This is a genomic window from Streptomyces sp. GLSS-08, assembly GCF_056387915.1.
The window spans coordinates 150,514-164,717 of the sequence record NZ_JBWJAQ010000005.1 but is presented as its reverse complement, the minus strand read 5'-3'; the positions used below and the strand labels follow the sequence as shown (position 1 = coordinate 164,717).

At 73.8% G+C, this 14,204-nt stretch carries 11 protein-coding genes; 6 read left to right on the top strand and 5 right to left on the bottom strand.

The window, feature by feature from the left end:
- Positions 1 to 7: 7 nt before the first annotated feature.
- From AC0ZLC_RS11005 to fabF, 3 genes are all read left to right on the top strand, one after another.
- Positions 8 to 1,039 carry a beta-ketoacyl-ACP synthase 3 gene (locus AC0ZLC_RS11005; protein ID WP_476751724.1) on the top strand — a complete coding sequence of 344 codons (1,032 nt, stop codon included), beginning with the start codon at positions 8 to 10 and terminating at the stop codon, positions 1,037 to 1,039.
- A 72-nt stretch (positions 1,040 to 1,111) separates the two neighbouring features.
- Entirely contained in the window at positions 1,112 to 1,360 is a 249-nt protein-coding gene (locus AC0ZLC_RS11000) for an acyl carrier protein (RefSeq protein WP_358854313.1), read from the top strand.
- A gap of 82 nt (positions 1,361 to 1,442) precedes the next feature.
- Positions 1,443 to 2,714, top strand: a complete 1,272-nt coding sequence (fabF, locus tag AC0ZLC_RS10995; RefSeq protein ID WP_476751723.1) for a beta-ketoacyl-ACP synthase II — start codon at positions 1,443 to 1,445, stop codon at positions 2,712 to 2,714.
- A 97-nt stretch (positions 2,715 to 2,811) separates the two neighbouring features.
- Here fabF and AC0ZLC_RS10990 read toward each other — a convergent pair whose 3' ends face one another.
- Complete coding sequence (locus AC0ZLC_RS10990; RefSeq protein WP_476751722.1) at positions 2,812 to 3,306, bottom strand: DUF3145 domain-containing protein; 495 nt, start codon at positions 3,304 to 3,306, stop codon at positions 2,812 to 2,814.
- A 261-nt stretch (positions 3,307 to 3,567) separates the two neighbouring features.
- On the opposite strand from AC0ZLC_RS10990, the gene AC0ZLC_RS10985 reads away from it, so the two are divergent.
- Both AC0ZLC_RS10985 and AC0ZLC_RS10980 read left to right on the top strand, forming a co-directional pair.
- Positions 3,568 to 4,470 (top strand): SGNH/GDSL hydrolase family protein, encoded by a 903-nt coding sequence (locus tag AC0ZLC_RS10985; protein WP_476751721.1) that lies wholly within the window; start codon positions 3,568 to 3,570, stop codon positions 4,468 to 4,470.
- Between the two features lie 54 nt (positions 4,471 to 4,524).
- On the top strand, positions 4,525 to 5,508 hold the full coding sequence (locus AC0ZLC_RS10980) for an aldose epimerase family protein (RefSeq protein ID WP_476751720.1): 984 nt from the start codon (positions 4,525 to 4,527) through the stop codon (positions 5,506 to 5,508).
- A gap of 49 nt (positions 5,509 to 5,557) precedes the next feature.
- Here the strand turns inward: AC0ZLC_RS10980 and AC0ZLC_RS10975 are convergent, their stop codons facing one another.
- From AC0ZLC_RS10975 to AC0ZLC_RS10965, 3 genes are all read right to left on the bottom strand, one after another.
- A complete protein-coding gene (locus AC0ZLC_RS10975) occupies positions 5,558 to 8,491 on the bottom strand; it encodes a hypothetical protein (RefSeq protein ID WP_476751719.1) in 2,934 nt (977 codons plus the stop codon).
- A 2-nt stretch (positions 8,492 to 8,493) separates the two neighbouring features.
- Positions 8,494 to 10,341: an HSP90 family protein gene (locus AC0ZLC_RS10970; RefSeq protein ID WP_476751718.1), complete on the bottom strand. Its 1,848-nt coding sequence runs from the start codon at positions 10,339 to 10,341 to the stop codon at positions 8,494 to 8,496.
- 256 nt (positions 10,342 to 10,597) lie between these two features.
- On the bottom strand, positions 10,598 to 11,584 hold the full coding sequence (locus tag AC0ZLC_RS10965; protein ID WP_476751717.1) for a hypothetical protein: 987 nt from the start codon (positions 11,582 to 11,584) through the stop codon (positions 10,598 to 10,600).
- A 386-nt stretch (positions 11,585 to 11,970) separates the two neighbouring features.
- Here AC0ZLC_RS10965 and AC0ZLC_RS10960 point away from each other — a divergent pair, with 386 nt between their 5' ends.
- Positions 11,971 to 13,224, top strand: a complete 1,254-nt coding sequence (locus AC0ZLC_RS10960; protein WP_476751716.1) for a pyroglutamyl-peptidase I — start codon at positions 11,971 to 11,973, stop codon at positions 13,222 to 13,224.
- Between the two features lie 68 nt (positions 13,225 to 13,292).
- Here AC0ZLC_RS10960 and AC0ZLC_RS10955 read toward each other — a convergent pair whose 3' ends face one another.
- The gene (locus AC0ZLC_RS10955) at positions 13,293 to 14,201 is read right to left on the bottom strand and encodes an EI24 domain-containing protein (RefSeq protein ID WP_476751715.1); all 909 of its coding nucleotides are present in this window, start codon (positions 14,199 to 14,201) and stop codon (positions 13,293 to 13,295) included.
- Between the last annotated feature and the right edge of the window lie 3 nt (positions 14,202 to 14,204).

The following is a 14,204-nucleotide window of genomic DNA, read 5'->3' as shown; positions in this document are numbered from 1 at the left end:
GGAGAGCATGTCGAAGATCAAGGCAGGAAAGGGCGCACCGTACGCGCGGATCCTCGGCGTGGGCGGCTACCGTCCGGTACGGGTCGTGCCCAACGAGGTGATCCTCGAGACGATCGACTCGTCCGACGACTGGATCCGCTCGCGCTCCGGCATCGAGACCCGGCACTGGGCCTCCGACGAGGAGACGGTCGCCGCGATGTCGATCGAGGCGTCCGGCAAGGCGATCGCGGACGCGGGGATCTCCGCCGAGCAGATCGGCGCCGTGGTGGTCTCCACCGTCTCGCACTTCAGCCAGACCCCGGCCATCGCGACCGAGATCGCCGACAAGCTGGGCACGGCGAAGGCGGCGGCCTTCGACATCTCGGCGGGCTGCGCGGGCTTCGGCTACGGGCTCACCCTCGCCAAGGGCATGATCGTCGAGGGTTCCGCGGAGTACGTGCTGGTCATCGGCGTGGAGCGACTGTCCGACCTGACCGACCTGGAGGACCGCGCGACGGCGTTCCTGTTCGGTGACGGCGCGGGCGCGGTCGTCGTGGGCCCGTCCGAGGAGCCGCACATCGGCCCCACCGTCTGGGGTTCCGAGGGCGACAAGGCCGGCACGATCAAGCAGACCGTGCCCTGGGACCGCTTCCACACGGGAGACGCGTCCAGCCTGCCGCTCGACTCCAAGGGCCAGATCAAGTTCCCCGCCATCACGCAGGAGGGCCAGGCGGTGTTCCGCTGGGCCGTGTTCGAGATGGCGAAGGTCGCCCAGCAGGCGCTGGACGCGGCCGGGATCGCCCCGGCCGACCTGGACGTCTTCATTCCGCACCAGGCCAACGAGCGGATCATCGACTCGATGGTGAAGACCCTCAAACTGCCGGCGCACGTCACGGTCGCCCGCGACGTACGCACCACCGGCAACACGTCGGCCGCCTCGATTCCGCTCGCTATGGAGCGGCTTCTGGCGACCGGCGAGGCGAAGAGCGGCGACACCGCGCTCGTCATCGGCTTCGGGGCGGGTCTGGTCTACGCCGCCACGGTCGTTACCCTCCCCTAGGCACACCGTCCGGATCGTCTCCGGCCGGAGTACCGCCACACCCTCTGGATACATACCGAAGGAGCGCCTGACATGGCCGCCACTCTGGAAGAGATCGTCGAAGGTCTCGCCGAGATCGTCAACGAGATCGCCGGGATCCCCACCGAGGACGTCCAGCTGGACAAGTCCTTCACCGACGACCTGGACGTCGACTCGCTGTCCATGGTCGAGGTCGTCGTCGCCGCCGAAGAGCGTTTCGACGTCAAGATCCCCGACGACGACGTCAAGAACCTGAAGACCGTCGGTGACGCCGCCGACTACATCCTGAAGCACCAGGCCTGATCACCCGGTCCCCTGGGCTGACTGCCCCGCCACCCGGCGGTGGCGCCGCTGAATCCTCGTATCCGTTGGAGAAAGAATTCCCGTGAGCCCGACCAATCGCACCGTGGTCGTCACCGGTATCGGCGCAACCACACCGCTGGGTGGCGACGCAGCCTCTACCTGGGAGGGCCTCGTCGCCGGACGTTCCGGCGTCGGTCCCCTGGAGCAGGAGTGGGCCGCCGATCAGGCGGTCCGCATCGCTGCGCAGATCGCCGTGGAACCGGGCGAGGTCATCCCCCGCCCGCAGGCCCGCCGTCTCGACCGCTCGGCGCAGTTCGCGCTGATCGCGGCCAAGGAGGCCTGGGCCGACGCGGGCTTCACCGGCAAGGCCGGTGAGGACACCGCCGTCGACCCCGACCGGCTGGGCGCGGTCATCGCCTCCGGCATCGGTGGCGTGACCACCCTGCTCGACCAGTACGACGTGCTCAAGGAGAAGGGCGTACGCCGCGTCTCCCCGCACACCGTCCCCATGCTGATGCCCAACGGACCGTCCGCCAACGTGGGCCTCGCCGTGGGCGCCCGCGCCGGCGTGCACACCCCGGTCTCCGCCTGTGCGTCGGGCGCCGAGGCGATCGGCTACGCGATCGAGATGATCCGTACCGGCCGCGCCGACGTCGTCGTCGCCGGCGGCACCGAGGCGGCCATCCACCCGCTGCCCATCGCCGCCTTCGGCAACATGATGGCGATGTCCAAGAACAACGACGACCCGCAGGGCGCCTCGCGTCCCTACGACGTAGGCCGCGACGGCTTCGTCCTCGGCGAGGGCGCCGGCGTCCTCGTCCTGGAGTCGGCCGAGCACGCCGCCGCGCGCGGCGCCCGGGTGTACGCGGAGGCGGTCGGCCAGGGCATCTCGGCCGACGCCCACGACATCGTGCAGCCGGAGCCCGAGGGCCGCGGCATCTCGCACGCCCTGCAGAACCTGCTCGACAACACCGACCTGGACCCGGCGGAGATCGTGCACGTCAACGCGCACGCCACCTCGACGCCTGCCGGTGACGTGGCCGAACTGAAGGCGCTGCGCAAGGTGTTCGGCGACGACGCCGACCACATGGCGGTCTCCGCGACCAAGTCGATGACCGGGCACCTGCTCGGCGGCGCCGGCGGCGTCGAGTCCGTCGCCTCGGTCCTCGCCCTGTACCACCGGATCGCCCCGCCGACCATCAACGTGGAGAACCTCGACCCGGAGGCCGAGGCCAACGCCGACATCGTCCGTGGCGAGGCACGCAAGCTCCCCGTCGAGGGCCGTATCGCCGCGCTGAACGACTCGTTCGGCTTCGGCGGCCACAACGTGGTGCTGGCGTTCCGGACCGTCTAGAACAGGCCGTACGGCGTCGGGAACCGGCCGTACGGGCGTACACACGGGAGGGGCCCCCGCCTTGGGCGGGGGCCCCTCCCGTGTCCGTGACGGTGTATCAGACGACCTGGTGGAGCCAGCGGACGGGGGCGCCCTCGCCGGCGTACCGGAAGGGCTCCAGCTCGTCGTCCCAGGGCTTGCCGAGGAGCTTGGCGAGTTCGCCCTCCAGCTCGGTCTCGCCGCGCTGGGAGCGGACCAGCGCGGCGCGCAGCCGGTCCTCGGGGATCAGGATGTCGCCGTGGATGCCGGTGACGGCGTGGAAGATGCCCAGGTCGGGGGTGCAGCTGTAGCGCTCGCCCTCGGCGGTGGGGCAGGGCTCGGCGGTGACCTCGAAGCGCAGCAGATGCCAGCCGCGCAGCGCGGAGGCGAGCTGGGAGGCGGTGCCCGCCTCGGCCTTCCAGGAGAACTCGGACCGCCAGGTGCCGGGCGCGGCCGGCTGCCGGATCCAGTCGAGGCCGACGCGCGTACCGAGCACGCCCGCGACTGCCCACTCGACGTGCGGGCACAGCGCGCGCGGCGCGGAGTGCACGTACAGAACTCCACGTGTCGTCACCGGGACCTCCGGGCAGAGCGGGACATCTTGTAACTTGGCGGAACGGCAGTGGCAGGGCGGCCACGGGGCGAGGCTACCGTGCGGCGGCGCAAGGAGTGTGACGTACCGTCGGTCCCAGCGGGGAGAAACACCGAGGTTTCACCCGCCGGGACGTGTGCCGCCGTCCCGGCCGCGGGCTCTCGGGCCGCCCGGGACGGGGCACGGCCGCTCACGGGGACGCGGTGCCGACCGAGGGTGCACGACGAACGAGGGGAAGTGGGGATGCGCGAGCGGAGCCACCGTTCACGGGCCGTCCTCGCCGTCGCGGCGGCGACCGTCCTGGCCGTCGCGGGCTGCGACGCCTCCGGTGGCGACGCGGCCGCCCCCGGGGGTGCCTCCGCGAAGGGCCGCCCGTCCCCGAAGCCGACGCCCGCGTGGGACCGCAGCCCGGCGTCCCTGGTCGCGGTGGGCGACTCCATCACGCGGGGCTTCGACGCGTGTTCGGTGCTGTCCGACTGCCCGGAGGTGTCGTGGGCGACCGGCAGCGACGCCCGGGTGAACAGCCTCGCGGTACGGCTGCTGGGCAGGTCAGGGGCCGCCGACCGGAGCTGGAACTACGCGGTGACCGGAGCGCGGATGGCGGACCTGCCTGCGCAGATGGCCCGGGCGGCGGAGCGGAAGCCGGAGCTGGTGACGGTGATGGCGGGCGCCAACGACGCCTGCCGCGCGAGCGTCTCGGCGATGACGCCGGTGGCGGACTTCCGGGCCGAGTTCCAGGACGCGATCCGGACGCTGCGCGCGTCCCTGCCCAAGGCCCAGGTCTACGTGTCGAGCGTGCCGGACCTGAAGCGGCTGTGGTCCCAGGGCCGCGGCAACGCGCTGGGCAAGCAGGTCTGGAAGCTGGGCATCTGCCCCTCGATGCTGGGGGACGCGGACGCCCTGGACGCGGCGGCGACCCAGCGGCGCGCCAAGGTCCAGAACCGGGTGGAGGCGTACAACACGGTCCTGGAGGAGGTCTGCGCCAAGGACCGGCGGTGCCGCTTCGACGGGGGCGCGGTCTTCGACTACCGCTTCGGAACGGCGCAGTTGAGCCACTGGGACTGGTTCCACCCGAGCCGCGACGGCCAGGCGCGGATCGCGGAGATCGCGTACCGGACGGTGACGGCGAAGAAGCCGGCCGCGTGACGGACGGGGTACGCGGGCGGGTGCCCGGCTCGTTCGCGGCGTAGGGTCTCGATCATGCCTGACGAACTCTTCGGCACCCTCCCCGACGGCACCCCGGTCCACCGCTGGACGCTGGAGCGCTCGGGAGTGCGGGTGCGCGTCCTGACGTACGGCGGAATCGTGCAGTCGGCCGAGGTCCCGGACCGGGACGGGCGGACCGTGGACGTGGTCCTGGGATTCCCGGAACTCGGCGGCTACCTGGCCCACCCGGAGCCCTACTTCGGGGCGCTGGTCGGGCGGTACGCGAACCGGATCGCGGGCGGCAGCTTCCCGCTCGACGGGCGGACCCACCAACTGGCGCGGAACAACGGGCCCAACTCGCTGCACGGCGGTGAGCACGGCTTCGACAAGCGGGTGTGGGACGCGCAGGCGGTTGCCCACGGGGTGCGTCTGTCGCGGGTGAGCCCGGACGGCGAGGAGGGCTTCCCCGGCCGTCTGGAGCTGTCGGCGACCTGCACGCTGGACGAGGACGGCGCGCTGCGGATCGCCTACGAGGCCGTCACGGACGCCCCGACCGTGGTGAACCTGACGAACCACACGTACTTCAACCTGACCGGTTCGGGGAACGCGGGCGGGCACGAACTGCGCCTCGACGCCTCGCGGTTGACGCCGGTGGACGCGGACCTGATTCCGACCGGGGAGTTCGCGCCGGTGGCCGGGACACGCTTCGACTTCCGTGCGGCGCGCAGGGTCGGCGCCGGCTACGACCACAACTTCGTGCTCGACAAGGGCGAGAGCGAGACCCCGGTGGAGGTGGCCGAGCTGTACGACCCGTTGTCCGGACGGCTGTTGTCCGTGGCGACCACGGAGCCCGGGCTCCAGCTCTACACGGCGGACCACCTCGAGGCCTCGCTGCCGTTCGCACCGGGCGACGGCATCGCGCTGGAGACCCAGCACTTCCCGGACTCCCCCAACCGGCCCGAGTTCCCCAGCACGGAACTGCGGCCGGGCGAGGTGTACCGGTCGGAGACGGTGTACCGGTTCTCCGTGCGGGACTAGGAATGCGGGCGGTGCCGGGGCGGGGTGTCGCCCCGGCACCGCGCCCGGATCACTCCTCGTCGCGCAGCCGGGCCGCCAGCGAGCTCAGCGGCTCGCTCTCGGCGGTGTGCCCGAGGGTGGTCAGGCGGGACACCGCCGCGTCGAGACGGGCGAGGGCGGGAGCGGTGCGCTCCAGGTAGATGCCCTCCACGGCACCCGCGAGGCGGACGCACTCGGCCCACTCGCCGGCCCGGTCCTGCTCGGGACCCGGCTCGCCGACCAGGGCGAGAGCGCGCTCCAGGGCGGCCAGGGCGTCCTCGTACTCACCGGCGTAGGCGTTGACCCGCCCGTGTTCGTAGGCCAGGGCGCTGTCCAGGGAGCGGCCGTGGGTTTCGTACCCGATGGCGCGGGCCTCGTCGGCGACGCGGCCGGCGTCGGCGAGCAGGGCGAGGGCGCCTGCCAGGCCGTCGGGGCCCCGCTGCTGCGCCTGGTGGCGGGCGAGTTCGCGCAGGCAGTTGCTGAGCTGCTCGTGACGGGGGTCCCGGGCGTGGGCGGCGAGTGCCTGGTCCATGGCCTCGCGGGCGCGTCCGAACTCCCCGGACTCGCCGAGCAGGACGGCCGTCTCGGCGGCGATCATGGCGTGGCTGCCCGGGTCGTCGTCCCAGGCGGCCGACTCCGCCGCGAGGGCGACGAACTCCGCCGTGGCGGCCTTGAGGTCCTCCCCCACGTGCAGTGCGCGGGCGCGGGTCAGCCGCAGCTGGGCGACGAGCCGGTCGTCCAGCCTGCCGGCGGTGACGTCCGGTTCGGCCAGCAGGGAGTCGAGCAGGGCGATGCAGTCTTCGACCCGGCCGAGGTCGAGGCTGAGCTGGGCCGCGTTGCTGTAGGTGCAGAACGCGTCGGTCCGGCTGCCGCCGCGAAGGTCGAGCTCCGCGGAGCGCGTCAGGTGCCGCAGTGCCTCGTCGGGACGGCCCAGGTGCATGCAGACCTCGGCCAGATCCGCGTGGAGGCGGGCGGTGCCGGCCACGTCGGCGGGCCAGTCGGCGGCCAGTCGCAGGCCCTCGGCCAGGTCGTCGTGCGCCGCGCGCGGGTCCTGGAGGCCGAGCCGGAGCCGGCCTCGCAGGGCGAGCGTGCGGGGCAGGTGCCAGGCGGGGCCGTGGTCCCGCAGCCGGTGCAGGAGGCCGTCGAGTGCGGTGACGGCGGCGGGCAGGTCGCCGCGGATCGCGTGGGTGCTGGCCCGCAGCGTCTGCGCGCCGGAGATCTGCGCGGCGATGTCGTGCCGGGCGGCGAACGCCTCCAGCAGGTCCACCTCGGCGTGCGCCGGCGCGACGTGCTCCTCCTGCCCCGACGCCTGAAGCCGCAGGCCGAGCGCGGTCGCCCGCAGCCGCAGCAGCCGGGCCTCCTGGTGCGGGGCGAGACCGGCCGTCTCCTCGTGCAGGCGGACCAGGGACGCGTGGGCGGCGGTCAGCGCCGCGGCCTTCCCCCCGGCCGCGTCGTCGCTCTCCGCGGGGGATTCGGCGGCGGCGAGCAGGGCGCAGGCGCGGGCGAGCGCCGCGTGGCCCGGCTGCCCGGCGTCTTCGTACAGGCCCGCGGCCTCCTCGTGGAGGGCGACGGAGACGGTGAAGTCGTCCTTGTTGCCCGCCCGGTTCGCCTCGTCGGCGAGCAGGTCCGCGCGCAGCCGTACCAGCGGGCCCACCGCGGGGTCGTCGGGGTGGGTGTAGTCGCGGGCCGCCGCGAGCGTGCGCAGCCGGGCCCAGCAGGCCTGTGCGTCGGGGTGCCCCTGCTCGTCCAGCGCCCGTGCCCGGAAAACGAGTTCGGGCAGCGACTCGGGGAGGCCTGCGGCCGGGCGGGCGGGGGGCGCGGCGACGGGGGCGGCCACCTCGTCGAGGCTGCGGGTGCGCAGGGTCAGTTCCAGTGCGTCCAGCAGCGGTGCACGGTCGAGGCGGGCCCGGCGGCGGTCGGTGTGGGCGGTCGTGCCGTTGCGGGCGTCGAAGCGGGCGGCGAGGTCGTCGGCGCGCCCGCGGACCTCGGCGCGCAGGCCGGTCACGGTCCAGGTGCGGCCCGCGTAGCCGGCGGCGGACAGCTCACCGTGGCCGAGGAGTTCGACACGCTGGAGGAGGACCTCGACGCCGGTGAGGAAGTCGAACAGGTCCAGCGGCGAGTCCACCTCGTCGAACAGGTTCCGGTTCTCGGCGAGGAGTTCCAGGCCGCGGGCCTCGTTGCCGGTCAGCGCGCAGAACTCCAGGTGCCGGCCGATCTCGCCGGACATCGAGGGGTTGCGGCGGCAGCTGCGGTGGCCGGCGACGTGCAGGGCGACGGCCCGGTCGGTGCGGCCGGTGCGCAGCAGGGGCAGCAGGGCGTACGAGACGGAGCGGGCCGGCTCCTCCTGGCAGGATTCCTTTCCGGCGAGGACGGGCTCCCAGGTGCGCAGCGCGCGCTCGTCGTCGCCCGCCTGGAGGTGGTACCGGGCACGGTCGCAGATCTCGCAGGCCTCGCAGTCGCTGAGCCTGGAGCGGGCGCGGGCCGCCCACAGTTCGTAGGCGGGGGTGATGTCCTCGCCGAGGTGCGCGGCGAGCAGGTACGCCTGTCCGTAGTAGGGCTGGAGGTCGAGGCCGGCCTTCTCGTACCGGTCGCGCATCTCCGTCAGCCACCGGCGCAGGCCGGCCAGCGGCATCTCGGGCAGCGCGCGCAGGGCGCCGGCCACCCACTTGAACCGCCAGAACAGCAGGTGGCGCAGGCGTTCGTCGAAGACGTCGGGCTGCTCGTCGAAGAGGGTGAGCAGGCGGGCGAAGACGACGGGCGACTTCCGGGGTTCGGAGCCGTAGGTGTACGCCTCCTGGAGTTCGAGGAGTGCCCGGACGAGCGCGAGGGGGTCCTCGAACTGCTCGGCAGCCTCGACGAGTTCCTCGGCGGTGACGGTGCGAGTGCGGCCGTAGGGGCGCCGGTCGTTGTCCTGGAGCGCCTGGTACAGCTCGTCGGCGTTCTGGGGATGGGGTGCGGTCGGCATCGTCAGCTGTCCTTGCGGAGGGCGTGGGCGAGAAGGTCGAGGAAGGAGCGGTTGATCAGGCTCGATTCGGCGGGTCTGAGGGGGCGCCGGGACAGCAGTGCGGCCTGGCCGTAGAGGGCTTCGGCGCTGGTGCGGGCCAGCTCGGGCTCGTCGATGGTGACGGCGGTGCGGACCAGCGGGTTGAGCTGGTTGAGGATGAGCTGGGCGCGCGGGGCCTCCTGGCGCAGGGCGCCGAGGATGTCGCCCCACAGGCCGCCCTCCTGCTCGCGGGCGAGCTGGGAGCGGGTGCGTTCGTGCCGGGCCTCGCGGCTGTCGACGAGGAGGGCGGGGGCGGAGGCCGGCTGGAAGGTGCGCAGCGCGACGTCGCAGTCGAAGACGGCGAGGGCGTCGCGGGCCTGGGCGAGGTAGGCCGCGGCGGCGAGTTCGGTCTCCCGGTCGACGGGGTCGAGGTGGGCGGTGAGGGTCTCGGGGTCGAGGTCGGCGACGGTGGCACCGGGGTTGATCTCGGGCAGCCGGTGCACGAGTTCGCGGTCGTAGGTGTAGCCGCCGTTGACGACGCCGAGTCCGGCCGCCGAGGCGATCGCGGCGACCTGGCGGAACTCCTCCACGCTCGACGTCACGAGCACGGTGCGGTGGGTGCGGGCGAACTCGTCGAGGGTGGCGTGCCCGTCGGTGGTCTCGAACGGCAGCCAGGGCAGCAGCATCCGCAGGATCTCGTCGTCGTGCACCGCGAGCGACTTCACGGCCAGGTGGTGGACCTGGAGGAAGCGGGCGAGCAGGTCCGGGTCGTTGGCGGCGGCCCGGGCGATCCACGCGCGCAGCCGCTCGGCGAGGGCGTCGCGGACGGCGGCCAGGGTGTCGTCCTCGTACAGGGACTCGCGGGACGCCGTCGGGCGCAGGCTCTCGGCGTCGACGACGCAGCGCACGAAGAACGCCCACTCGGGCAGGATCTCCTCGGCCTGTTCGGACAGCAGCATGCCCTTGACGTGCACGCGGTGGCCGTGGCGGCGTCCGGCGGGCACCGTCTCGGGCAGGACGCAGGCGATGCCCTTCAGACCCACGGCCGGCAGGTCCAGCTCGATGGTGTCCAGCGGGGCGAAGCCGAGGACCTCCTCGCCGTACGCGGCCAGCGCGCGGGCACGGGCGCCCGGTGTGGGATGCCTGCTCACCCAGGGCGCGGGCTCGGGGTTGACCCGGGCGGGCGGGCCGCCGGTGCCGTCGTCGAAGGTCACCGGGTGGCGCAGCAGCGAGCCGAAGTGCCGGGCCAGCGCCTGCACCTGCGTCGGCCGGGTCCACTCGCCCGCGTCGGCGCGGGGTGTCAGCGTGACCGTGGTGCCGGGCCGGGGGCGGGCGGAGGCGGGCAGGGTGCGGACGGTGTAGCTGCCGTCGCCGCGTCCCCGCCACTCCACGGCGACCGCGTCCGGGGTGCGGGCGGAGCGGCTCAGGACGTGGATCTCGTCCGCGACCAGGAAGCAGGAGAGCAGGCCGATGCCGAACTGGCCGATGAAGTCGCCGCGTTGCTCGGCGATCAGGTCGGTGCGCTTGCTGCTGCGGCCGATGGTGGCGAGGAAGGTGTGCACGTCGGCCTCGGTGAGTCCGACGCCGTCGTCCTCGACGCGTACCGCCGAGCCGTCGGCGTACAGGCGGATGCCGAAGGCGTCGGTGCCCGCGTCAGGTTCGAGGCGGTGCCGGGCGGTCAGCGCGTCCACCGCGTTCTGCATGAGTTCGCGCAGGTAGACGCGGGGGCTGGAGTAGAGGTGATGGGAGAGGAGGTCGACGAGGCCGCGCAGATCCACCTGGAAGGTGCGGTCGGCGCCGGCCGGGTTCGCGGCGGTGTCGGGCAGAGTCATCGGGCAGTCCGGTCTGGGAGGGGTGACGGATGGCGAGGCCCGGTCCCGGCGTGCGCTCGGGCACGGCGGTGACGGGCGGGCCGGGACGGGGGCGCCGGGCACGGCGGCGACGGCGGGACCGTGCTCCGCGTTCCGCCGTGCGCTCGGGCGCGTGGCGGGGCGGTACCGGGGCCGGCGTGCGGTCGGGCACGCGGCGACGGGCGGGCCCGGTCGGCGTGCGCTCCGCAAAGCGGCCGGGGCCGGGGCCGGCGGGCGCTCAGGCGCGGCGGTGGCGGCGGGCGAACTGCTTCTCGGGGTCCGCGAAGTAGGTCCACGGCCAGGTGGTGTAGGCGCCGTCGAGTGCCTGGAAGACGCGCCGTACGGTGTGGCGCTCACCGGCCAGCGACAGGGCCATGGCGAACATGTTGAAGTCGTGCTGCCAGCCGGGGCGGCGCGCGTACGACGGGTGCAGGATGCTGTGGTCGGCCGCGCTGCGCAGCTCGGCCTGGATCTCGGCGGTCTCGAGACAGTCCCCGCGGTCGGACTCGACCCAGTCCTCGATGTGCGCCATGGCGATCACGCAGCCGAGCCGGTGTCCCTGCGGGGCGCGGGCGAGCGCGTCGCGGGCGAACGCCAGGGCCCGGCCCGGCTCGCCGCCCCAGCGGGGCTGCAACTGCGACACCCACTCGACGTGGACGTCCAGGTCCAGCGGGTCGCGGCGCAGGGCGGCGTCGAGCCGGGCCTCGTTGACGGCGGATCCCAGCGACATGCCGCGGCCGGAGGTGAGCAGGCGGCGCCACGGCGTGACCCATTCGGGCCGCAGTTCGGCGGCCTCGAACAGGTGCTCCTCCGCGATGCGGAGCCGCTCGCGGAAGACGCGCCACTGCTCCTGCGTGACGTTCACGGCGCGCTCGGCGGTGCGTGCCTCCCAGCCCCAGCTGACGTGGCGCGTCCCGGATATCAGCAGCGCCGTCGCCCGGTGCTCCTTGTCCTCCTCGACGGCCCGCCCGATCCAGTCCTGCACTCCGTCCAGGTCGGCCAGTTCGCCGAGGACCTGGTGGTCGCGGCCGAGGTCGAAGGGGACCAGTGCCGCCTTGACCGCCTCCCAGTCACCGGCGTCCGCCGCCTCCACCAGGGCGAGGACCCGGGTGTCCCCGAGCGCGCGCAGCTTGTACATCCCGTTCTTCTGTCTGCGCGAGGCGGGAATCGCGTACGGATCCGCCGCCGGTCTCTCGGTGTCCCTGCCGAACAGCTTGCCCAACATGCCGTGTCCTCCCCTGGTCCCGCGTGATCGTCCGGTGCAGCATAGGCGGCCCCACCGACACCGCTTCCACAGGGTTTTCACCGGAGGTGCACGCTCCAGGACCCGTCCTCGCGCCGTGGACGGCCGGCACGTGACGAGCCCCGGCCCGGCCGTCAGGTTCCGGGCCGGGGCTGCTGAGGGGCGTCCCGCGGTCACGCCTCGACGATCGTGCGCATCGGACGGCCGGTGAGGGAACGGCCTGCCTGAACCCCGTACGAACCCTTCACAGGACGCCACGGACCTGCGGCCTCGCCCACCGGGGCCACGCACCGTGGCGTGCGCCCCGTGCGGCACGCGATACTGCGGCCGTTCGGAGCACCCCACGGCGACGGAAGGCACGAACTCCCTTGACTCACGCACGTGTTCGCATCGGTGTACTCGGACTGGCCCTGGTGGCGGGGCTCGCGGCCGCGCCGGCCGCGACGGCGGCCGCGCCCGACACGGCGGCGGGGGGCGCCACCGTCGAGGAGCAGCGGCTCGACAGGGCGGCGCCCCGGGAGATCCTGCGGCGGTCCGGATTCGACACGGTGGCCCCGCGGTTCGGACGGTCCCTCGACGCGGCGCGCTCGTACGCGCAGGCCGAGCGCCTCGTCGTGCGGGAGGGTGGGCGGCTGTGGCGGCGGGCCGTGGACCGGGCCCAGGGGCGCGGCCCCGCGGGCGGCGACCTGAGCCGGGACGACGACCGCCCGCTGTACTGGGCGCGGCTCGGGATGACCCGCGAAGTGCGCACCTGGGAGCCCCGGTTCGCGCTCACGGACGGCCAACGGCGGTTTCTGTCGGCCAGGTTGGAGGAAGGCTCGCGCGGGCAGAACGCGGTCCGCTACCCGCACGGCCGGGGCGTGAAGCGGATCCTGCTCACCGGGTTCGACCCGTTCACGCTGGACCGTGACGTGCGGATCTCCAATCCCTCGGGCGCGAGCGCGCTCGCCCTGGACGGGACGACGATCGAGACCGCCGACGGCCCGGCCCGCGTCGAGACGGCGGTCTTCCCCGTCCGCTGGCAGGACTTCACCGACGGGACGGTGGAGCGGACGCTGCGCCCGCAGCTCGGCCGCGTGGACCTGTTCACGACGGTCAGCCAGGGCCGGGTGGGGCGGTTCGACGTGGAGCGGACCAACGGGGCCTGGCGGGGCGGTTTCCCCGACAACGAGAACGTGTCGCGCACCGGGACCGTCCCGGTCGGCGACCCGGCCTCGCAGCCGCAGTGGACGTCGACGACGCTGCCGTACGGGTCGATCGTGGCCGCGGACACCGGACGTTTCCCGGTGTACGACAACACCTCGGTGACGGAGATACCGGCGGGCGGCACGGAGCCGGTCGTGCGCCCCGCCGGTCCGACGCCGGGCTCGGCGGCCCGGGCCGGCGGCGGCGGCGACTACCTCTCCAACGAGATCGCCTACCGCGCGACGCTGCTGCGCGACCGGCTCGGGCTGCACGCCTCACTGCCGGGCGGCCATGTGCACACGCCGGTGCTGGAGTTCGGCACGGGCAACACGGACCCGGCGGCCGGCGCGATCACCGATCCCGGGTTCGTGCGGAACCGGCTGGACATCATCGCCCAGGTCCGGTCGATCCTGCGGGCGGCCGCCGACGCGGGGTAGACCCGGCCCGCTGCGAGCGGCGGACGGCGGGCCGACGCCGGTCACGACGGCCGCGGCGAGGACCTCCGTCAGGCGGTGGCGCCCTTCCCGCCGCCCGGGTACGGCGTGCCGGGGTGTCCGCCGCCCGGGTACGGCGTGCCGGGGTGTCCGTCGCCCGGGTACGGCGTGCCGGGGTGTCCGTCGCCCGGGCGGGCGCGGTCGGCGTCGGTGTCCTCGCCTTCGGGCTCCCCGGACCGCTCGCCGAGCAGGTCGCGGGCCATCAGCGTGGCTCCCGCGACCGCGCCCGGCATCAGGAAGACGGCGACGAACGGGACCACGAAGGCGACGGCCAGCGGGGTGCCGAAGCCCCAGACCAGGGCCTTGCGGGAGCGGAGCAGGGCGAGGCGGTCCCGCAGCTCGACGCGGCGGCGCTGGAGGGCCACCCCCGTGAGCTCCTCCGTGAGGAAGAAGCCGGTGACGAAGAACCCGATCACCGGGACCGCGGTCTGGCCGGCGACCGGGACGAAGCCGAGGGCGAAGAGCAGGACGCCCCACACGAGGGCCCGGACGAGGATGCGGAGGCTGTCCCGGCCCGAGATCCACAGCTCGCGCCAGAGCGGCAGGCCCGACTCGGGGGCGGTGCCGTCCGGGGAGACGTCCCGGTCGACCCGCTCCGAGAGGGACTCGTAGAAGGGCTGGCCGACGAGCAGGGTGACCGCCGTGAAGGTGAGCACGGAGAGGGCCAGGGCCAGGGCGAAGAGGACGACGGTGAGGAAGCCGCGGAAGAGGCCCTGCCAGGGGCTGCTCCAGTCGTCCGCGAACGGGGTCGCCCAGGTCGTGAAGTCCTGGCCCCAGAGGGCGAGGGCGGTCAGGGCCGCCGCGTACAGCACGAGGGTGATCAGGCCCGGGAGCAGTCCGAATCCGTACTGTTTTCCGTGCCTGGCGACCCATCGCTGACCCTGCGCCAAGTAGTTGAAGCCCGCCCCGAGATCACCCATGGG